Annotated in this window: 18 protein-coding genes, 2 tRNA genes and 3 pseudogenes; 11 read left to right on the forward strand and 12 right to left on the reverse strand. The window is 71.2% G+C overall.

Features of this window, described 5'->3' with window-relative positions:
- Positions 1–204 (forward strand): hypothetical protein (locus ACZ7IF_RS35875; protein WP_470980583.1); only part of this gene is annotated, 204 nt, incomplete at its 5' end.
- Between the two features lie 625 nt (positions 205–829).
- Here the strand turns inward: ACZ7IF_RS35875 and ACZ7IF_RS35880 are convergent.
- Positions 830–1,375 (reverse strand): hypothetical protein, encoded by a 546-nt coding sequence (locus ACZ7IF_RS35880; RefSeq protein WP_470980586.1) that lies wholly within the window; start codon positions 1,373–1,375, stop codon positions 830–832.
- Between the two features lie 159 nt (positions 1,376–1,534).
- On the opposite strand from ACZ7IF_RS35880, the pseudogene ACZ7IF_RS35885 reads away from it, so the two are divergent.
- Both ACZ7IF_RS35885 and ACZ7IF_RS35890 read left to right on the forward strand, forming a co-directional pair.
- A pseudogene (locus tag ACZ7IF_RS35885) lies at positions 1,535–2,028 on the forward strand (hypothetical protein); the annotation flags it as partial.
- A gap of 43 nt (positions 2,029–2,071) precedes the next feature.
- Positions 2,072–2,812: a class I SAM-dependent DNA methyltransferase gene (locus ACZ7IF_RS35890; protein ID WP_470980589.1), complete on the forward strand. Its 741-nt coding sequence runs from the start codon at positions 2,072–2,074 to the stop codon at positions 2,810–2,812.
- A gap of 17 nt (positions 2,813–2,829) precedes the next feature.
- Here ACZ7IF_RS35890 and ACZ7IF_RS35895 read toward each other — a convergent pair.
- Positions 2,830–3,519: pseudogene (locus ACZ7IF_RS35895) on the reverse strand (IS5 family transposase); the annotation flags it as partial.
- Between the two features lie 80 nt (positions 3,520–3,599).
- A tRNA-Gly gene (locus ACZ7IF_RS35900) sits at positions 3,600–3,716 on the reverse strand.
- A 231-nt stretch (positions 3,717–3,947) separates the two neighbouring features.
- Here ACZ7IF_RS35900 and ACZ7IF_RS35905 point away from each other — a divergent pair.
- Positions 3,948–4,316, forward strand: a pseudogene (locus tag ACZ7IF_RS35905) (DUF5958 family protein); the annotation flags it as partial.
- Positions 4,317–4,401: 85 nt separating this feature from the next.
- Here the strand turns inward: ACZ7IF_RS35905 and ACZ7IF_RS35910 are convergent.
- The 3 genes from ACZ7IF_RS35910 to ACZ7IF_RS35920 all read right to left on the reverse strand — a co-directional run bounded on the left by ACZ7IF_RS35910 (position 4,402) and on the right by ACZ7IF_RS35920 (position 5,513).
- A complete protein-coding gene (locus ACZ7IF_RS35910; RefSeq protein ID WP_470980592.1) occupies positions 4,402–4,875 on the reverse strand; it encodes an SgcJ/EcaC family oxidoreductase in 474 nt (157 codons plus the stop codon).
- Between the two features lie 207 nt (positions 4,876–5,082).
- The gene (locus tag ACZ7IF_RS35915; protein ID WP_470980663.1) at positions 5,083–5,319 is read right to left on the reverse strand and encodes a hypothetical protein; all 237 of its coding nucleotides are present in this window, start codon (positions 5,317–5,319) and stop codon (positions 5,083–5,085) included.
- Positions 5,316–5,513 carry a hypothetical protein gene (locus ACZ7IF_RS35920; RefSeq protein WP_470980595.1) on the reverse strand — a complete coding sequence of 66 codons (198 nt, stop codon included), beginning with the start codon at positions 5,511–5,513 and terminating at the stop codon, positions 5,316–5,318. Before ACZ7IF_RS35920 ends, ACZ7IF_RS35915 begins: the two co-directional genes overlap by 4 nt.
- 233 nt (positions 5,514–5,746) lie before the next feature.
- Between ACZ7IF_RS35920 and ACZ7IF_RS35925 the strand changes: the two genes are divergently transcribed.
- Positions 5,747–6,286 (forward strand): ArsR/SmtB family transcription factor, encoded by a 540-nt coding sequence (locus tag ACZ7IF_RS35925; RefSeq protein ID WP_470980598.1) that lies wholly within the window; start codon positions 5,747–5,749, stop codon positions 6,284–6,286.
- Positions 6,283–7,569 carry an MFS transporter gene (locus ACZ7IF_RS35930; protein WP_470980601.1) on the forward strand — a complete coding sequence of 429 codons (1,287 nt, stop codon included), beginning with the start codon at positions 6,283–6,285 and terminating at the stop codon, positions 7,567–7,569. Before ACZ7IF_RS35925 ends, ACZ7IF_RS35930 begins: the two co-directional genes overlap by 4 nt.
- A gap of 1,093 nt (positions 7,570–8,662) precedes the next feature.
- Here ACZ7IF_RS35930 and ACZ7IF_RS35935 read toward each other — a convergent pair.
- The gene (locus tag ACZ7IF_RS35935; RefSeq protein ID WP_470980604.1) at positions 8,663–9,133 is read right to left on the reverse strand and encodes a MarR family transcriptional regulator; all 471 of its coding nucleotides are present in this window, start codon (positions 9,131–9,133) and stop codon (positions 8,663–8,665) included.
- Between the two features lie 140 nt (positions 9,134–9,273).
- Positions 9,274–9,364 (reverse strand) — tRNA-Ser (locus ACZ7IF_RS35940).
- Positions 9,365–9,454: 90 nt separating this feature from the next.
- Between ACZ7IF_RS35940 and ACZ7IF_RS35945 the strand changes: the two genes are divergently transcribed.
- Positions 9,455–10,096 carry a class I SAM-dependent methyltransferase gene (locus tag ACZ7IF_RS35945; RefSeq protein WP_470980607.1) on the forward strand — a complete coding sequence of 214 codons (642 nt, stop codon included), beginning with the start codon at positions 9,455–9,457 and terminating at the stop codon, positions 10,094–10,096.
- On the opposite strand, the gene ACZ7IF_RS35950 is transcribed toward ACZ7IF_RS35945, so the two are convergent.
- Positions 10,086–10,970, reverse strand: a complete 885-nt coding sequence (locus tag ACZ7IF_RS35950) for a Vgb family protein (protein WP_470980610.1) — start codon at positions 10,968–10,970, stop codon at positions 10,086–10,088. The two genes, ACZ7IF_RS35945 and ACZ7IF_RS35950, sit on opposite strands and share 11 nt — an antisense overlap.
- Positions 10,971–10,996: 26 nt before the next feature.
- Positions 10,997–12,625, reverse strand: coding sequence for a ribosomal protection-like ABC-F family protein (gene abc-f, locus ACZ7IF_RS35955; RefSeq protein WP_470980612.1), 1,629 nt, complete (start codon positions 12,623–12,625; stop codon positions 10,997–10,999).
- Positions 12,626–12,738: 113 nt separating this feature from the next.
- Here abc-f and ACZ7IF_RS35960 point away from each other — a divergent pair, with 113 nt between their 5' ends.
- Positions 12,739–13,395 (forward strand): TetR/AcrR family transcriptional regulator, encoded by a 657-nt coding sequence (locus tag ACZ7IF_RS35960; protein ID WP_470980615.1) that lies wholly within the window; start codon positions 12,739–12,741, stop codon positions 13,393–13,395.
- Here ACZ7IF_RS35960 and ACZ7IF_RS35965 read toward each other — a convergent pair.
- Complete coding sequence (locus tag ACZ7IF_RS35965) at positions 13,374–14,246, reverse strand: alpha/beta fold hydrolase (RefSeq protein WP_470980618.1); 873 nt, start codon at positions 14,244–14,246, stop codon at positions 13,374–13,376. The two genes, ACZ7IF_RS35960 and ACZ7IF_RS35965, sit on opposite strands and share 22 nt — an antisense overlap.
- Before the next feature lie 158 nt (positions 14,247–14,404).
- Between ACZ7IF_RS35965 and ACZ7IF_RS35970 the strand changes: the two genes are divergently transcribed.
- Positions 14,405–15,064 (forward strand): TetR/AcrR family transcriptional regulator, encoded by a 660-nt coding sequence (locus ACZ7IF_RS35970; protein WP_470980621.1) that lies wholly within the window; start codon positions 14,405–14,407, stop codon positions 15,062–15,064.
- A 236-nt stretch (positions 15,065–15,300) separates the two neighbouring features.
- Positions 15,301–16,527 (forward strand): beta-ketoacyl-[acyl-carrier-protein] synthase family protein, encoded by a 1,227-nt coding sequence (locus ACZ7IF_RS35975; protein ID WP_470980625.1) that lies wholly within the window; start codon positions 15,301–15,303, stop codon positions 16,525–16,527.
- 58 nt (positions 16,528–16,585) lie between these two features.
- Here the strand turns inward: ACZ7IF_RS35975 and ACZ7IF_RS35980 are convergent, their stop codons facing one another.
- The gene (locus ACZ7IF_RS35980; RefSeq protein ID WP_470980628.1) at positions 16,586–17,881 is read right to left on the reverse strand and encodes an LCP family protein; all 1,296 of its coding nucleotides are present in this window, start codon (positions 17,879–17,881) and stop codon (positions 16,586–16,588) included.
- Between the two features lie 238 nt (positions 17,882–18,119).
- Between ACZ7IF_RS35980 and ACZ7IF_RS35985 the strand changes: the two genes are divergently transcribed.
- Positions 18,120–18,629, forward strand: a complete 510-nt coding sequence (locus ACZ7IF_RS35985; protein WP_470980631.1) for a RidA family protein — start codon at positions 18,120–18,122, stop codon at positions 18,627–18,629.
- Positions 18,630–18,793 lie beyond the last annotated feature (164 nt).

The raw sequence follows: 18,793 nt of genomic DNA on the forward strand, positions 1-18,793 counted from the left end.
CTAGTGCGCTCCGTCGCCGAACAGGAACAGCTCGCGCTGACAGCCGCCGGCCATCGGCGGCGGGCATCTCGACCGGAGCCGGTGTTCACTCCGACGGTCGCGACGCTGCCAGGGGAACTGGTGATGATGGACAGCTCGGTGGTGTCTGAGGGCTCTCTGGTGAGGTCTCAGAGCCAAGCCCTGCTCCTCGCCTCCTCGGCATAGGTTGATCCGTACCCTCCATTCCAGCGGTTTGCTCTTCTTCGCGCGGGCATTCTGGTCCAACTGCCAGGAAGGAAGTCGAAACGGCGCTCGGTTACGACCACTCCAAGGCAGCAATACGCCTGGATCAGAAGCAGGACCTGATCGGGGCCGTCTACCACGCCGGCCCATCTGACGAGGTCGGCTGGCTGGAGTGGAAGTCCACTTTGGACCTCTCCCAGCGGCATGCCTTCTTCACCATCTCCAAGGCAGTCCTTGGCTTCTCCAATCGCATGCCGGACCAGGCGCAGCGTTACGCCGGAGGACATGGTTACCTGCTGGTGGGTGTGGAACCCAGCAACGTACCCGGCGTTGAAGAGATCGACTCGGTAGAGCTGTACCGCGGGTTGGAGGCCTACCTTGGTCGAGGGTCCGGACCCTTGTGGCAGCCAAGCTTCGTGCCCGTAGATCTTGGTCAGGGACAGGTGAGGGTTCTTCTTGTCGACGTTGAAGCGCCACAGTGGGGAGACCCCATCCACGTCCTGCGAAAGGGCTACGAAGCTGTCCCCGCCGCGACCGTGTTCGTGCGTTATGACGGACGAACCGAGCGAGCAGCACCGGAGGACATGGACAACCTCAGCATGCGGGCTCATCGGACCAAACAGGCTGTGAAGCTGGATCTGACCGTGGTCAAGGGTACGCCGTTGCAGCCTGTCAGCAGCAGCGGCAACTCACAAAGGGCTTGGCTTGAAGCAGAGAAACGCAGATGCGAGGCCAGCGTTCGGCTAGCGCCCGCCTCGCCACCCCGCGGGTGGGCTGCCTCGACCTCGCCCGGGATGTACAGCTGGACTTCGACGTCCTTGAGGTTCAGGTCGGTCCGGTTGAACAGGCGAAACTCAAGAGGCGCCAACTGGTCACCTGCTGTCTGTCGGACTGCGGGCATAAGCCGCTGCGCGCACCGGGCGATGTACTGCTTGACCTCTTCCCGGTACTGCTGCTCGGAGCGAGGGTCCGTGTTGTCGGCGATTCTGCGGATGCTGTCGAGGATCTCGCCAACTGTTTTGGGTTGCGTTTCCGCGGCTACAAGATCGGTAGCCGAGTCGTTGTCGGCCGCGGAAAGCCTTCGCGGACAACGAGTCCTCCACCGGTCTGCCAACCCGCCCCACTCCGTTCGGATCGGCTCGGCGCAGGTCAATCCTCGACAACGCCTTCGCCGCCGGAATCAGCATCAACCCCCCACTGACGAGCTTCCTGGGAGCGATGCCCATGGCCGTCTCAAATCCCTACCAGCCCGACATCGTCAATGGTGGGTCCACCACCATCACGTTTCCTCTGGGACACATCCGGCCCCGCGCCCGGCGCCACCGCGAAGACCCTCATCACCGAGTTCGCCCGCTACCTCGCCATCCCCATCACCGCGCGCATGACCCAGACCCAGATCACCGAAGCCGTCTGCCACACCTACACGCCGGACGCGCCACCCTGGTCACCTGCGGCCCCCTCCCCACCCGCCACGGCACCCGCCAACCATTCCGCGACGTCATCACCGACATCGAAAACGCCCTCGACCTCACCCACCACCGGCCTGGCACCCTCCCCCGCCACGCCCCCTACCTCCACCAACGCACCGCCGGGCGCATCGGACCCCTCACCCGACTCATCCGTCAAGCCGCTATCACCGCCATCGGTGACGGCACCGAACGCATCACCAAAGCCACCCTCGACGCCGTCCAAGTGGTTGGGCTCACTCCGGAACTGATGATCCGGAGGTACGGGGAGGTTCGGCCGACGCCGTGGGAAGGTGACGACGAGTTGGGGGTGGTGCACGCTGCGCCGCGGAGAACGTAAATGCGTCGACAGCGCCCCTCGGCACCCGGCAAAGTGGCCGTCCGTGACGAGCAGTGAACTGTGGACCCGCCCGACCGCCGAACGCTACGACGCCGAGGAGGCCGATGCGTCCTCGGCAGCCGTTCTCGGACCGACTCTCGCCTTCCTCGCCGAGCTCGCCGGAGACGGCCGGGCACTGGAGTTCGCCATCGGAACCGGACGGGTGGGAGTCCCGCTCCGGGAACGCGGCGTGCCGGTAGTGGGCATCGAACTGTCCGAGCACATGGCAGCGGTGCTGCGGCGCAAGATCGACGAGGACACGCTCCCGGTAGTCATCGGGGACATGGCCACCACCGTCGTTCCCGGTGAGTTCACCCTGGTCTATCTCGTCTACAACACCATCACGAACCTGCTCACTCAGGACGAGCAGGTCGAGTGCTTCCGCAACGCCGCACGGCATCTGGAGCCCGGCGGCCGATTCGTCATCGAGCTGGGGGTGCCGCCGCTGCGGTTCCTGCCGCCCGGCCAGGTCGCGGTGCCGTTCGATGTCTCCGAGCAGCACCTCGGCTTCGATACCTTCGACCTGGTCGAGCAGATTCTCGTCTCGCACCACCTCACCCGCGACGGCGACGACGGCCGCTACCGCCGCGACAACTCCCGGCACCGGTACGCCTGGCCGGCAGAGCTCGACCTGATGGCACGGATCGCTGGGCTCGAGCTGGAACGTCGCGTCGCGGACTGGGACGAGGCTCCGTTCACCCAGGACTCCGCGAAGCACATCTCCGTGTGGCGCAAGCCAACCTGAGGTCGGCCACTGGGCTGTCAATGCGGGCCGTGCCTGGATTGAGATTCCTGTCGGGAGATCAGGCATCGCCAGCAGATCAGTGCGCATCCGAGGGTGAGGAAGGCTTCGTGGATGTCGTCGCGCATCTCCCATCGGATCCGCAGGCGGCGGAACCAGTGGTGGTGGGCGGATGCTCGCTCCACTACCCAGCCTTGGGTGCCGAGTCCGGAGCCGTGCTCGGTGCCTCGACTGGCGATCAACTGCTTCACCCCGAGATCCCAGACGAGGCGGCGGTACTTGTCATGGTCGTAGCCGCGGTCGCCCAGCACCACGTCCGGGCGATGCCGGGGCCGGCCGTGCTTGCCCCGCAGCGGCGGCACCGCCTGAAGCAGCGGAATCGGCTGGGTGACGTCGTTGCGGTTGCCGCCGGTCAAGGTCGCGGCGAGCGGGATACCGGTCGCGTCGGTGCTCAGGTGATGCTTGCTGCCCGTCCTGCCCCGGTCAACGGGGCTTCGGACCGTCTTGGATCTCCCTTTCAATGCCCGTAAGTGGGAGCCGTCGACAGCCGCCCGGGAGAAGTCCAGGACGTTCGCCCCGCGAAGCTTGGCCAGAAGGACCTCGTGCAGCCGGGGCCAGACTCCAGCCTCGGTCCACTCGGCCAGGCGGCGCCAGCAGGTCATGCCCGACCCGAAGCCGAGTTCCTGCGGCAGATGTTCCCAGGCGACCCCCGCGTGCCAATGGGCGGCCGGTTGGCTTTGTTCACGAGAACGGGCTCTGGCACAACTTCTGTGGACCTGGCGCGATGCGGCAGTGCCGACGGGATTTGAACCCGCGGACAGATGGGAGCAGGTCCGCCGTCTCCGTCAGTCGCCGTGGGAGGGACCTCGCCCCCGGCGATCGCAATGGGCCGCTCTGCCACGGCACCGCAACCTGCGGGAATGCGCGCACTCACGCTGCGACTCAGGGTAGAGACACCCGTTCCTTGCGGACGAATCCTTATCTGGGAAGCCGGAGAACGTTGCCGTGGGTCCACAGAAGTTGTGCCCGAGCCCGAGACCGGGCGGCGTCTGGTCTGTGGAGGAATCGAACTGAGCAGGTGTTGACCCGCCCGCCCGTACCAGGAGGGCGGGCCACCGTGTCGGCAAATCGTCAAGAGATGACCAAACCCAGCAGCGAGGACAGCCACGCCTTCCGACGCGAGACCGAACAGATCGTCAACGAGATCGCCCAAGAAATCCGCACGTTGGACGTCGGAGCCGCTTGGTTCTCCGACCTCTCCCCGGCCCAACAGCAGAAGGTACTGCAAGAAGTCGCCGCCTACGCGATGCAAGCCCACATCACAGCTGCGGACACCCGCGCCCGGCTAGCACGACCCAGAGTAAAGCCCACAGCCAACCCCTCAGTCATGACCTGCATAAACCCACCCCGCTACGGCTTCGCCAGCCACCCCGCCAACGAACACGTCATAGCGTTCCGCGTCCCCGTTTCCGTATGCACCGTCACCGACGCACAGCGCAGGGACACACCGCGACCGCGCCCGCAAGTTCAAGAAGAACCCGCCCGAATGGTACGAGGTGATGCACGAGCTCGTTACAGGAGAATCAATCCGTTCAGCCGACTTCGGTGTTTTCCGGCGCCGGAGGAATGCGGGTCGGAATATCGAATTCCGGATACAGCTGAAAAGTACCCTGACATGCAGTCAGCAACCACTTTCCGTCTTCTTTGGACATCACGTAGAGCGGTGAGTTGGGGTTTCCGTCAGGCTTTCCTTCCAGCGTGTAATGCTGCCCCTTCACCTTCACCGCCGCCACATCTGAGCGGATGAACAGCACGTCGATCAGCTCATAGGTGACCGTGGCGTTCTCCATGGCCCCGGGCAGAACTCGGCGGGTAAACTCCGCAATCTCCGCTATCCCGGTCAGAATCTTTCCATGCGGTGCAGTGTAAATCGCATCCTCACGGAATAGGCTCAGAAATTCATCGGGGAGTTCATGCTGCTGAGAATGCTGCACCTTGGCGACCACTTCCCTGATCGCCTCGATATCCTGTTTCTTCTGCTCATCAATCAGCATCGTCTTGTCCATACGGATAAGTATGGAAGGCAATCCCGTTCCGCAGTCAAGCAGTCTCCAGCAGAACACGAGCGTCCATGGATGCCACGGCGAGCCTGCAGGAACAGACGGCAGCAGAGTGGAGCAGGGCGACCGCGCCCCAGGCCGTATCAGGGTGGCAGGTGGCATGGATCTGGACAGGGCGATTTCAAAGTCTGACTGAGCGTGTATCTGCGCAGTTCAGTTGAGTCCGAGGAGGTCCAGCGGACCGTGGAAGCCGTCGTAGGACATCTCGCGGAGTCCGGCCGCGATGTTCGTGTGGCCTGCGGCTCGCAGCTGTTTGATCGCGAAGCTGCGGAGGGTGGCCATGACGTAGCCCAGGCCGCTGTTGGCGCCGGTCACCACGACCGTGCGGCCGGTCTGGTCGGGGATGTCGTCGGCCGTCCACCGGACGGGGACGGCGAGGGCTGTGGTCATCGGGCGTCTCCATCTGTTTGCTGCGGGGTGCGGAGCAGGTCGTCGACGCTTGCCGCCAGCAGCCGGTGCAGGTGGGCGCGGCCGACGGGGAGTTCGCGGATGGCGAGCAGAGCGGCGAGGCCGTGCGCGGTGGCCCAGATGCGGGCGATGCGGTCGTCGTAGGGGCCCGTGATCCCCAGGGCGTCCGCGATCACCGCGCCGACCTCGGCTCCTCCTGTGACGGTCTCGGGACCGACGTACCGCTGGACCGCATGCTGCCGGCGAGTCGGCCAGGCGGCGCATGCTCACCGCCTCCCAGCTCTCGGCCCTGGCCAGGTCACGGGCGGCTTGCAGGATTTCGGTGCGGGGCCGGAAGCCGCCGACACGATTCCGAACGCGCGAACAAAACCCCTTGCGCAATGGTCAAGAAATGTTGACCATTGGGGGCATGCCTACCGATGATCTTCCCGAGACGTTCCACGTCACCACTGACGAACAGCTACGCGCCGTTTCCAATCTCACGCGCCACCGGATCATGGCCGTGCTCCGCTTCGAGCCCGCGACGATCACGCAGATCGCCGAGCGAGTGGGCCTCGCGAAGGGGAGTTCCAGCTACCACGTACGGCTGCTGGAGCGGGCCGGCCTGGTGAAGGTGGTACGCACGCGGAAGGTCCGGGGGGTCACCGAGCGGTACTACGCGATGGCCGCGCGGGCGATCGTGCTGCCGGATCCGGGCGAGGGAGGGCCGGATGTTCTGATGCGGCATGCGGTGGCGGACCTGGAGGCAGCGCCGGCGGACGGAGAGCGGCACGTGCGGATGGCGCACCTGCGGCTCACCGACGAGCAGTTCGCGGAGCTGGGGGCGCGGCTGGAGGCGCTGGCGGACGAGTACCGCGCGCTGTCCGACCCGTCGCTGCCGGACGCGTCGCTCGTCTTCGCGCTGTTCCACCCGGCGTCGCGCGGGCAGGCCGAAGGGGAGGCCAAGTGACCTCGGACGTCCGGAAGCTGCCGACCGGGTTCGGACGGCTGTGGACCGCACAGACGGTGTCCTCGCTCGGTGACGGGGTGTCGCACGCCGCGCTGCCGCTGCTCGCGTTGGCGTTGACGCGGGATCCGATGGCGCTCGCCGTCGTCACGGCCGCCGGAACGCTGCCGTGGCTGCTCTTCGGGGTGCTCGGCGGTGCGCTGGTGGACCGCTGGGACCGCCGGCGCACGATGTGGGTCACGGACGCGGCGCGTGCGGTGCTGCTCGCGATACCGGCGGCAGCGGCCGCGCTCGACGTGCTGAGCATTCCACTGCTCGCGGCCGTCGCCTTCCTCCTCGGCCTCGGCGGGCTCTTCTTCGACACGGCCGCCACGGCCTATCTGCCGGACCTGCTCGGCCGCGACCCCGCGCTCCTGGAGCGCGCCAACTCCCGCCTGCGCGGCACCCAGACCGCCGCGTCCGGCTTCGCCGGGCCGCCCGCGGGCAGTGCCCTGCTGGCGCTCGGGCGGGCGGTTCCGCTGCTCGCCGACGCGGTCTCGTTCGCGCTCTCCGCCCTGCTCGTACGGTCGCTGCCCGCCGCGCCCCGGCCCGTTCCGCAGGCCCGTGAGTCGCTGCTGCGGCAGGCGCGGGCCGGCGCCTCGTACGTCTTCCGGGACCGGCTGCTGCTCGGACTCGCGCTGCGTCCGGCGGTCGGGAACATCGCCTTCGTCGCCGTGGAGACCGTACTGGCCCTCTTCGCGCACGACCGTCTCGGCGTCGACACCTTCGGCTTCGGCCTGCTCCTCACGGCGGAGGCCACCGGCGGTCTGCTCGGCGCGGGCATCGCCTCCTTCCTCGGCCGCCGACTCGGCACCGGCACCGCGCTGACCTGCACGGCCGCAGTCGAGGGGCTGGCCATCCTGGGGCTTGCCGCCGCCCCGAACGCGTACGTGGCCGGACTCGCGCTCGCGGTCTGCGGGGCCGGCATGGGCGCCACGATGGTCCTCGGGCCCTCCCTGCGGCAGGCGATCGTCCCGGCCCACCTGATGGGCCGGGTCGCCTCGACCTCCCGCATGCTCGCCATGTGCGCCGCCCCGTTCGGCGCCTTCCTCGGCGGCTGGCTGGCCACCACCTACGACGTGCGCACCCCGCTCTACGCCGCCGCCGGCCTCCTCCTCACCATGACCGCCGTCACCGCGACCATGACCGGCAACCGCCGGGTCGACGCGGCGCTGCGCGCCGCCGCCCCCGCCGATGACGCAGATCACCCTGAATCCCGGGATCCCGTTCAGCAGCCTGCCATTTAGGGCTCGGCGAGGGCGTTGGGCCAGCGCCAGGCCCAGCCTCCGCGTGCCTCGCCTCGACCCCGGTCCCTCGCAGTACGGGGAGGTCGCCGCGGGTGGCCGAGGTCATGGGAAGTGGTTCCTGCCCACCCTCTCTGACGGCGAGCAGGAACCAGGCATGGAATCAGCGCCGTCAAGAGGAAACACCGGTGATCTGCCAGGCAACCATTGCTGTGGCTCCGGAGGCAGCAGTGATGTCGATCGGCGACTCTGCCGGAGAATTCTGAACCTGCCGGCTCGCCGGTACTCCGTCGCACGGAACGGGCTGCGGCCCCTTTTCGCCGATTGCCATCTCGACGGATCCTGTGCCGGCACAGGCTACGGAGACCTTGAACGTCTTGCCCTTCGTGAGCGAAGAGCGAGCGTGCACGCCGTCCGGAACCCTCTCCGGGCCGGATTCCACGAACTCCGGGTCATCGGGCGGGACCTTCTCCAGCAGGCACTTGGCACGGCTGCCTCGGGCTTCCTCCGTCTCCCCCGCAGGTGACCGCGCGCTTGTCGGGTTTCCTGTCGTCGATGCCGACGGAGCGCCCGATGATGCCGCGCTCTCGCCGCTGCGGCCGGCCGCCAGGAAGGGTGCGAGAGCGAGGGCCACTACTGCGGTCAGCGAGCGGCGTGGAGGTGTCACGAGCTCGTCTCCCAGTCGTTCCACCCGACCACCGAGACGTCGACAAAGCCGTGGCCGAGATGATGCGGGTGCTCGGCCCGCACGACACGGAGGACTGGGCAGTGCCAGCGGGTTCGCTGGAGTGGAGCTGTTGAACGACGGCCGCCCACGTCGCGCATCACCTGCCTGCCTACGGCGGACAGGTGGCGGCCCGCCCCACCGGCAACTGCCTGCCGGACGGGCGCGTCGCCACGCGAGGTGCTCCAGGTGGTCACCGCCAGCGGCGGGGTTCGCAGCGATGGGCGTCGCCGAGGCCTCCTGCACACCCATGACGTCACGCAGGGACTACGGGTGCAGTGGCTGCCTCCGGGGCCGGCGTGCTCCGCGGCGATCCGCCTCACGGCAGCCTCGCGTCGCGGCGGACGCCCGGCGGCCCGGCGGGCGGGGCCGCTACTGCGGAGGGGTGCCCTGGACGTTCCGCATCATCTGCCGGAGGACCTTCAGGGCCGTGACGTAGTCGGCGTCGTCGACTCCCTGGTGGATGGCGTCACGTATCGCCGGCGAGAGCTTGCCGAGGTCGACGCGGGCCGTCTCCCCCTCCTCGGTGATCCACAGGCGGCCCTCGTCGTCCTCAGTGAGCCAGCCGCGCTCCAGCAGCGCCTTCGACTCCGATTCCAGGTCGTCCTCGGGCCTGATGTAGCTGCTCATCGCCTCGTGGAGCTCCGCTGCCGTGCGGCCCTGGCCGTCGGGGGAGAGGTCGTTGTCCGACAGGTTGCGCAGCAGCCAGAACTGGGGCTGGGTGAAACCGTGCTCGGCCTGGCGGGCTCGGGTGAAGGCGATCAGGGCCTCGTACGCCACACCCGTCCAGTACGCGGCGGGCTGAGCGGCCAGCTGCTCGTCGGTCAGGGGCAGGTTCGTCATGGTTTCCTCCTGTTGATCACTGGTGAGGTGATCATAGGAACTCAAGTCGGCTTGAGGTCAAGGAGGAAGGTCGAGGGCTCCTGGAGGGGGAACGCCATGGGACGCGCCGAGCGGTGGACGTCGGTCGACGCCGCATACAGCGCAGAGGGCAGGATTCGAACCTGCGTGGATCCCAGTGGAACCCGAACGGCCAGCGGCCGGACCCCGGTCAGCCGCTCCGGGCACCTCTCCCTCGTGACCGCGGTCACGACGACCAGGGTGCGCCGCAGGCCCTGACGCCGTGCTGACACGGCGGGTTCAGGGGGATGTAGGTTGTCGGTGGTGGGGGGACACCAGGACAGGACCAGGGCGGCCTATGACGGGGTCGTCGAGCTGTACGCGTCGATGTTCGCCGATCGGCTGGAGACGCGGCCGTTCGCGCGGGCCATGGTGGGTACCTTCGCCGAGCTGGTGCGGGGGGCGGGGAACCCGCGGGTGGCCGATGTCGGGTGCGGGCCCGGGCATCTGACGGCCATGCTGCACGAGCTGGGGCTGGACGCCTTCGGGATCGATCTCTCGCCGGCCATGGTGGACCACGCCCGGCGGGCACATCCGGCGCTGCGGTTCGACGAGGCGCGGATGGAGTCCCTGCCGGTGGAGGACGGTGTGCTCGGGGGTGTGCTGGCCCATTACTCGATGATCCACACCCCGCCCGGGGAACTGCCCGCGCTGCTCGCCGAGCAGGTGCGGGTCCTGGCGCCGGGGGGCTTGCTGCTGGTTTCGTTCCTCGCGACCGAGGGACCGGAGCCGGTCCGCTTCGACCACAAGGTGGCGCCCGCCTACAGCTGGCCGGTGGACCGGTTCGCCGGGTTGCTGGCCGGGGCCGGGCTCGTCACGTTCGCCCGGCTGGTGCACGACCCGGCCTCCGAGCGGGGCTTCCTCGAAGCCGACCTGCTGGCCCGGCGCGTCGGGGTCAGGGGGTGACGTCCCAGCGGGTGACCTCGCCGCTCTCCTGTGCGACGTACAGGGTGCCGTCGGGGGCGAAGGCGAGGCCGTGGGGTTCGCAGGCGGGGGTGGGGAGGGGGAACTCCGTGACGGTGCCGGCCGGGGTGACGCGGCCGATGCGGCCCGTGGCCCATGCCGTGTACCAGCAGGAGCCGTCCGGGGCCACCGCCACGGCGTGCGGGCGGCACTGAGGGTCCGGCAGGGGGCGTTCGGTGAGTCCTTCTGTGGTCAGGCGGCCGATGTGGCCGGTGCCGATCGCGGCGAACCAGAGGGTTCCGTCCGGGGCCGCGGCGAGGCCGACGGGGGCGGCGCCGGCCGTGGGCAGCGGGTGGAGGGTGGTCTCGCCGGTGGCGGTGATCCGGGCGAGGGCGTTGCCCTGGTTGAGGGTGCACCACAGGGCGCCGTCGGCGGTGGTGGTGACGAAGGACGGGAAGGAGCCGTCGGGGAGCTCGTGTTCGGTGAGTTCGCCGGCCGGGGTGATGCGGGTGACGGTCGCGGTGTGCAGGGTGGTGAACCAGATGGCGCCGTCCGGGCCGGCGGTGATGCCGTACGGGCCCGGGTCGGAGCCGGGGACGGGGTAGGAGCGGGCTTCGCCGTCGGGGGTGATGCGGCCGATGCGGTGGTCGCGGTTGCGGGTGAACCACAGGGCTCCGTCGGGGCCGGCGGTGATCAGGGTCGGGCCGCAGTCGGGGGAGTCGAGGGGGAACTCGTCGGTCCGGCCGTCGGGGGTGAGGCGGGCGATGCGGCCGGCGTGGACCAGGGTGCACCAGATGTTGCCGTCGGGGCCGGCGGTGAGGGCGTAGGGGCCGGCGGCCGGGGTGGGGAGGGTGTAGGTGTGGATCAGGCGGGTCAAGGGGGGCCTTTCGGGGGTGGGGAGGTTCAGGCCGCGGCCGGGGCGGGGGTGTGGAGGGAGAGGCGGTCGCCCTGCCAGCGGGCGCACAGGCGGCGGTCGTGGCTGACGACGACCACGGCGCCCGGGAAGGCGGCGAGGGCCTCGTCGAGTTCGTCGGCCAGGGCGGGTGAGAGGTGGTTGGTCGGCTCGTCCAGGAGCAGGACGTCGGCCGGTTCGGTGACCAGCCGGGCCAGGGCCAGCCGCTGACGCTGGCCCGCGGAGAGGGCGCCGACCGGGGTGGTGAGCTGCCCGGGCGTGAACAGGCCGAGCGACAGCAGTTGTTCGGTGTGTTCCTCGGGCGTGCCGCGGCGGCCCGCGGCGAAGGCCGCGAGGAGCGGGCGGTGGGCCGGTCCCGGGTGGGTCCGCTGGGTCAGCAGTCCGGTCCGGGCGCGGCGGACGACGCGGCCCCGGTCGGGGGTGACGGTGCCGGCGAGGACGCCGAGCAGGGTGCTCTTGCCGGCGCCGTTCGGGCCGGTGACCAGGAGCCGGCCGCCGGGCGGCAGGGTGAGGTCCACCGGTGCCAGACGGCCCGTCAGTGACACTTCGTGCGCCGTGAGGGCCGGGCCGCCCGGGGTGGCGGTGGCGGTGGTGCGCGGCACGGCGGTGAACCGGAGCGGGTCGGCCGGTGCGGGGACCGGGCGGGCCAGCAGGCGGGCGAGGCGTTCCTCGGCGTTGCGGACCCGGCCGGCCAGGGACTGCTGGACCCGGCCGGCCGCGCGGTCGTAGGCCATCTTGTTGCCGTCCTTCATGGCCCGGCCGGGGGCCACCTTGCGGGCGGTGACGGCGGCGGACTCCCGCAGCCGGTCCGTCTCCTCGCGCCACGCGGCGTGGGCCTGGGACCGGCGCTGGTGTTCGGCGGCGCGACCGGCGAGGTAGCCGGCGTAGCCGTTGCCGTAGCGGACCGTGCGGCGCAGGTCGCCGTCGACCTCCAGGAGGGCGGTGGTGACGCGTTCGAGGAACTGCCGGTCGTGGGAGACGGCGACGGTGATGCCGCGGCGGGCGCGGAGGTGGTCCTCCAGCCAGGTCAGGGCCGTGTGGTCGAGGTGGTTCGTGGGTTCGTCGAGGAGGAGGACCTCGGGGGCGGAGGCCAGCAGGGCGGCCAGGCGCAGGCGGACCTGTTCGCCGCCGGAGAGGTCGCCGACGGTGCGGTCGCGGGGCAGTCCGAGGAGTCCGAGGCCGTGCAGGGCGCGTTCGGTGCGGGCGTCGGCGTCGTAGCCGCCGCGCAGTTCGAAGGCGGTGAGGAGGTCGGCGTAGGCGGTGAGGGTCCCGTCCGCGGTGTCGCCGTCGGCCATGCGTGCCTCCAGGCGGCGCATGCGGTCCTCCATGGCGCGGAGTCCGGCGAGGGAGCGGTCGACGACCTGCTGCACGGTGAGGCGGGCGGGGAGGCGCTCCTCCTGGGCGAGGTAGCCGATGCCGCCGTCGGCGCGGACGGTGACCGTGCCGCTGTCGGGGCGTTCGGCTCCGGCGAGCAGCCGGAGGAGGGTCGACTTGCCCGATCCGTTTTCTCCGACGATGCCGAGGCGGGTTCCGTCGGTGACGGAGCAGTCGACGGAGTCGAGGACGGTGCGGCCGGCGTAGGACTTGCGGAGGTCAGTCGCGGTGAGCTGTGCGGTCATGGGGCGGCTCCAGGGGTTCGGGGGCGGGCGGGAGGGCGACGTGGTGGCGGGAGGGGCGGGTGAGGATCATCGGAGACTCCTTATAGCGACGGATGTTGCTTTAAGAGCGTTCCATGGATGCTGCTGAGCACGCAAGGGAAAGATCCGGCCGTGACGATCATTTGGATCCGGCCACACCGCGGCGTCGGACGGGCGGCAGGAGCGCCCGGGTCCGGGCCCAGGTGCTGGCGGCGGTGGGCGAGCTGCTGATGGCGGGCGGGTACGACGGGCTGACGGTCGACACGGTCGCCGAGCGGGCGGGCGTACACCGCACCACCGTCTACCGGCGCTGGCGCGACGTCGGCGGCCTGCTGGCCGACGTACTCGACGCCGCGGCCGACGACACGTGGAGCCCGCCCGACACCGGATCGCTGGAGGGCGACCTCACCGCGCTCAACCAGGAGGTCTACGAGGCCCTGGCGGGCGGCGGGCCCAGCCTGACCACGGCCCTGATCGCCGCGGGCTTCCGCTCGGCCGAGGCGGCGGGCGCCCTGGCCCGCTTCTGGGAGGACCGCTACGCGCGCTGCGCGGTGGTCGTCACCCGCGCCGCCGGGCGGGGTGAACTGCCGGGCCCGGCCGACGCCCGCGCGCTGCTGGTCGCGGCGACCGCCCCGCTCTACCACGAGCTGCTGCTCCTGCGGGCGGCCCCGGACCCGGCCCTCCCCGGCCGGGCCGCCGCGGGTGCCGCGGCGGCCGGGCGGGCGGGCGTCTACGGGATCCCGGGGGCGTGACCGTGCGCCAGGGGCGGGGCGAAGGCCTCGGGACGTGCGCCGGAGAGGAGTCCGTGGCCGCGCTCCAGGATCCTGGTGAAGGCGGCGGGGTCGCTGATGGACATGGCGTGCGCGCCGCGGACGTGGAACAGCCGGGCGTATCCGCCGCCGGCGCGGACGGCTGCGACGAACTCCTTCTCCTGGGCGCGGAAGAGGGGGTCGCCGAGGCCGTTGACGAACAGGACGGGCAGCCGGCAGCGGCCGGCGACGTCGAGGAAGTCGCGCCGGGTGAGGTCCTCGACGACTTCGGCGAAGGCGTGCATGGCGAGTCCGCCGCCCATGACGGCCCGGTGGCTCTCGGCGGGCAGCCGGCGCCGGAGCGCCCGTTCGCCGAGGCGGGCGGCGCGGGCCGGGCCGAGTGCCCCGATGGCGCGGGCGGCGCCGCGGTAGATCCGGCCGGTGAACCGGTCGGGCCGGGCCGTCGCCCCCTGGACGAGGACGGCGGCGGCGGTGGCGGGGTGTGCCGCGCCGTAGGCGAGGGCGACGTACCCGCCCAGGGAGGCGCCGGCCACCAGGGGGCGGCGGCCGGTGGCCAGGGCGGCTTCCTCCACGGCGAGGCCGACCCGCGCGACCGCCTCCTCCAGGCTGAAGGGGCGGTCGCGCTGGGTTCCGTGTCCGGGCAGGTCGGGGGCCGTGATCCGGAAACGGGGGGCCAGCCGGCGGGTGTGGGGGTCCCACATCCGGGCGGAGAGCCGGATCCCGTGGACGAGGACCAGGGGAATGCCCCCGGCCGTTCCGGCGGTCCAGATGCCCGGACGGCCCGGGGCGGGACCGAGTCCCGTGACCGGGACCGTCGGCCGTGGTGCGCTCATGCTCTCCCCCTGGCAGGTGCGGCGTCGGTGCCCGCGGGCGGAAGCTGCCCGGATCCCAACGCAACGTTGCGTTGCATAGTAGGAACGGGAGCCCGCAAATGCAACACCACGTTGCGTTGCAGTAAGCTGACCGTCCACTCACACGGAAGGTGCCAGCGGTGACGCAGAGGCAGGACGGAGCGAGCGGCGGGCCGCGGCGCAAGGCCGAGATCTTCACGGCCACGCTCGACATGCTGGGCAGCCTGGGCTTCGACTCCCTGACCATCGAGGGTGTGGCCCAGCGCTCCGGGGTCAACAAGACGACCATCTACCGCTGGTGGTCGTCCAAGTCGGAGCTGCTGCGCGACGCGCTGCTGCACTCGCACGTCCTCCGGTTCGATCCGGCCGACACCGGCAGCCTGCGCGGAGACCTGACCGCGCTCGCCGAGCAGATCCAGCACCTGCTGGACGACGAGCACCGGCGGACGATCGTCGAGGCCGCGCTGGTCGGTGCGGTGCGCCACCAGGCGATGCGGGACCTGGTGGTCTCCTTCCTCGACGACCGCTTCGGCCGCCACCAGCCCCTCTTCGAGCGCGCGGTGGCCCGGGGCGACCTGCCGCCCGACGCCGATCCGGCGCCGCTGGTGGACGCCATGGCCGGCGCCCTGTGGATGCGGATCCTGGTGCGCCGGGGCGCGGTCGCCGACACCTACACCCGCGACCTCGTCGGCATCCTGATGGACGGGGTCACTGCGGCCGCCCGGCACTCCGGCACGGACACGGTCCGCCGGACGGCCGGGGCGACGGCGGCCTCCCCGCCCCGCCTCCCGGCGGCCTGACGCGGATCCTGCACCCCCGCCCCCGCCCCCGGCCCCCTGGGCGGCCCATGCGGCTGCCCAGGGGGCCTTTTCCGTACGACTGTTGGTAGGACACTCACAAAATCCAGCTCGCGGACTCCGTCGATCGCGACACCTGATGGTTCGTGAATTCCCTGGCAGATTGGCAAATGTCTTGATCATCTCCGACCCCGGACCTGTGGGCGGAGGTGTGCCGATCAAACAAAGGGGGCTGTGCGATGACCACTGGTATGACGGACGTGGTGGTGACGGGACTGGGTGCCACGACGCCCCTCGGCGGGAACGTTCCCTCGACCTGGGCCGGGCTGCTGGCAGGGGAGTCCGGGATCAGCGCGATCGAGGAGGAGTGGGCGGCCGGACTGCCCGTGCGGATCGCGGGCCGGCTGCGGGTCGATCCGGCCGAGGTCATGGACCGGGTGCAGGCCCGGCGGCTGGACCGGTGCGAGCAGGTGGCGCTGATCGCGGCCCGGGAGGCGTGGGCCGACGCGGGGCGGCCGGAGGTCGAGCCGGAGCGGCTGGCCGTGGTGATCGGTACGGGCACGGGCGGCGCGCTGAGCATGCTCGGGCAGGACGACGTCCTGGAGGCGTCCGGGGTCCGCAAGGTCTCGCCCCACACCGTGCCGATGCTGATGGCGAACGGACCGGCGGCCTGGGTCAGCATCGAACTCGGCGCCCGGGGCGGCGCCCACACCCCGGTCAGCGCCTGCGCCTCCGGGGCCGAGGCCATCGCGACGGGCCTGGACCTGATCCGCCTGGGGCGTGCGGACGTTGTCGTCGCGGGCGGGGCCGAGGCGTGCATCCACCCGCTGCCGCTGGCCGGGTTCGCCCAGGCCAAGGCGCACTCCACGCGCAACGACGCCCCGCGCGAGGCGTCCAGGCCGTTCGACACCGGCCGGGACGGCTTCGTCATCGGGGAGGGGGCCGCCCTGGTGGTCCTGGAGCGGGCCGGCTTCGCCGCCGCGCGCGCCGCCCGCGTGCACGCGGTACTGGCCGGCGCGGGCGTCACCTCCGACGCGCACCACATCACCGCCGCCCACCGGGACGGGCAGGTGCGCGCGATGCGCCTCGCCCTGGCCTCGGCCGGACTCGGCCCGCTCGACGTCCGGCACGTGCACGCCCACGCGACCTCCACCCCCACGGGCGACCTCACCGAGGCCGAGTCGATAGCCGAGGCCGTCGGCACCCACCCGGCCGTCACCGCGACCAAGTCGATGACCGGGCACCTCTTCGGCGCGGCGGGTGCCATGGGCGCCGTCGCCGCGGTCCTCGCCCTGCGCGATCAGGTCGTGCCGGCCACCCTGAACCTCGACGAGCTCGATCCGCGGGTGGAGCTCGACGTCGTCGCCGGACGGCCCCGGCGGGGCCCGCTCGGCGCGGCGCTGACCAACTCCTTCGGCTTCGGCGGACACAACGCCTCGCTGGTGTTCACCGGCGGGTGTGGCTGACGGTCCGGTCGCAGGCCGGGGCGGCGAAGGCGCGGGCCGGGGGCGGTACGGCGTCCCGTCAGGGGGTCGGGCAGCGGAGGGTGTTCGCGGTGACGGGGGCGCCATCGGCCTTGTTGCGGTCCCAGGTCACCGTCTTGACCCGGACCGGGGTGGTGCCGACGGTGACGTCGAAGGTGCTGTCGTGGTCCGGGGCCGGGTTCAGGCGGGCGCCGGGGAGGGCGGCCGCGAGGGTGGCCGCGTCCGCCCGCATGGCGGGGGCGTACGTGATGACGGGCGGGCCCTCGGGGCGTACGGGGGGTGCGGGCCTGGGGGTCGCCTTGAAGCCGCCGCGGGTGAGGGCCTCGGCGACGGCGGGGTCGTCCACGCGGAGCCTGATGCCGGCCGGGTTGGTCTCGACGGGGGTTTCGGGGACGGGCTGGATGCGGGGGTCGCCGGTGATGGGGCGGTCGTCCGCGAGGGCGTCCCAGAGGGCGGCGGAGCGGGCCTCGTGCCAGACCAGGGTGGAGCCGACCCCGGGGACTCGGTGGTCGAAGAGGCGGATGGGGACGGTGGCGAACTCGGTGCGGTCGGCGCGGAGCCGGCCGAGGGCCCAGCCGATGCGGACGAGGTCGTGCAGGTCCGTCGCGGCGTCGGTGCGTACGGTCTTCAGGAGGGTGCGGACGGTGCGGGCCGTGCTGACGGGGCCGGAGAGGGCTCCTCCGGCGGTGAGGCGGGCCAGCAGGTTGCCGACGGTGCGCTGCTGGCGGCGGACCCTGCCGAGGTCGCCGGGCCGGGTGCTGACGTGCCGGGCCCGGACGTAGCGCAGGGTCTGGTTGCCGTCGGTGCGGTGGACGCCGGCGGTGATGTCGAGGCCGGAGCCCTCGTCGTGGAGGGGTTCGTCGGTGCAGACGGTCGCGCCGCCGAGGTTGTCGACGGTCTGCTCGAAGCCGGTGAACCCGGTCTCCAGGTAGTGGTCGATGTGGAGGCCGGTGACCTGTTCGACGGTGCGCACGGTCAGCGGGCCGCCGCCGATCTTGTACGCCGCGTTGATCTTCCCGAAGCGGGGCGGTCCGGGGAGCGGGTACTGGACGTAGGAGTCGCGGGGGATGGAGACGACGCCGGCGCGGCGCCCGTCCGCGGAGAGGTGGACGAGCATCATCACGTCGGTGCAGTTGCAGCCCTCGCCGCCGACGTGCAGGCGGCGCTTCTCGGCGGCGGAGAGACCGGCGCGGCTGTCGACGCCGACGACGAGGACGTTCGTGCCGCGGCTGCCGCTCCCGCCCGTGTCGCGCTCGGCGGGCAGGGCGCGCGCGCCCGTGTGCGCGCCCGCGGCGAGGGTGGCCAGCAGCGTGAGGGCAACGGTGAGTCGACGCAACGCACATCCCCTGACGTGGTGTGGTGAGGTGGTGGCGGAAGCCGCGGGAGGACCGTACTGCTGTTGCCGGTGGCGGGTGGGGGTTACGCGCCGGGGCGGACGCCCGGATTGCCCAGCGGTTCGGTGTCCGGTTCGCGTCTGTTCGGTGTCCGGTTCGACTGCCGTTCGAGGATTTCTCCTCCGCGCCCTGGCAGCTTCGGTGACGCGAGGCTCCACTGGGGACGAAAGGACGACAGGAATGACCAAGTCAAGGCGCAAGTTCGGCATCGCCACCGTGGTGGCCGCGACCGCGGCCGCGATGATCACCTTCGTGGGACCTCAGGCGGCGAGTGCGCAGGACACGGCGCGCCGCGGCTGGGACCACTTCGGCTTCGGGGTGGCCTGGGAGGAGACCTACGGCTACTCGCAGGCCATCAAGGCCGGGGACGAGATCTACATCTCGGGGCAGCTGTCGCACGACGCCGCCGGGAACCTGGTGGGCGTCGGCGACTTCGAGAAGCAGGTCCGCACGTCGTTCGAGAACATGGACAAGGTCCTCAAGCACTACAAGGTGCCGCGCAGCCAGATCATCAGCATGAAGATCTACACCAAGGACCTGCGCCAGAACTTCGACACGGCGGCCCGGCTGCACAAGGAGTACGTCGGCAAGCACCGCACGACCGACACCATCGTCGGCGTCTCGGACCTGGCGTTCCCCGAGCAGCTCGTGGAGATCGAGGCCATCGTGAAGGTCTCGCCGCGCTCCTGACCGAGTGCGCCGCGCGGTGACCGCCGCGCCCCTGCAGCCCGGGGGCGGGGGGGGGGGGGGGGGGGGCGGGGGGGGGGGGGGGGGGGGGGGGGGGGGGAGGAAGGGGGGGGGGGGGGGGGGGGGGGGGGGGGGGGGGGGGGGGGTTTCGTGCGCACACAAACCCT

It is taken from the genome of Streptomyces sp. NPDC037421 (genome assembly GCF_055602105.1).

Bases quoted from the DNA above. Each gene is read 5' to 3' on its own strand.
- ACZ7IF_RS35925 (WP_470980598.1), top strand. From the start codon at position 5,747: ATGCCTACCGATGATCTTCCCGAGACGTTCCACGTCACCACTGACGAA.
- ACZ7IF_RS35910 (WP_470980592.1), bottom strand. From the start codon at position 4,875: ATGGACAAGACGATGCTGATTGATGAGCAGAAGAAACAGGATATCGAG.
- abc-f (WP_470980612.1), bottom strand. From the start codon at position 12,625: ATGACCGCACAGCTCACCGCGACTGACCTCCGCAAGTCCTACGCCGGC.
- ACZ7IF_RS35985 (WP_470980631.1), top strand. From the start codon at position 18,120: ATGACCAAGTCAAGGCGCAAGTTCGGCATCGCCACCGTGGTGGCCGCG.
- ACZ7IF_RS35935 (WP_470980604.1), bottom strand. From the start codon at position 9,133: ATGACGAACCTGCCCCTGACCGACGAGCAGCTGGCCGCTCAGCCCGCC.
- ACZ7IF_RS35965 (WP_470980618.1), bottom strand. From the start codon at position 14,246: ATGAGCGCACCACGGCCGACGGTCCCGGTCACGGGACTCGGTCCCGCC.
- ACZ7IF_RS35915 (WP_470980663.1), bottom strand. From the start codon at position 5,319: ATGACCACAGCCCTCGCCGTCCCCGTCCGGTGGACGGCCGACGACATC.
- ACZ7IF_RS35975 (WP_470980625.1), top strand. From the start codon at position 15,301: ATGACCACTGGTATGACGGACGTGGTGGTGACGGGACTGGGTGCCACG.
- ACZ7IF_RS35960 (WP_470980615.1), top strand. From the start codon at position 12,739: ATGGATGCTGCTGAGCACGCAAGGGAAAGATCCGGCCGTGACGATCAT.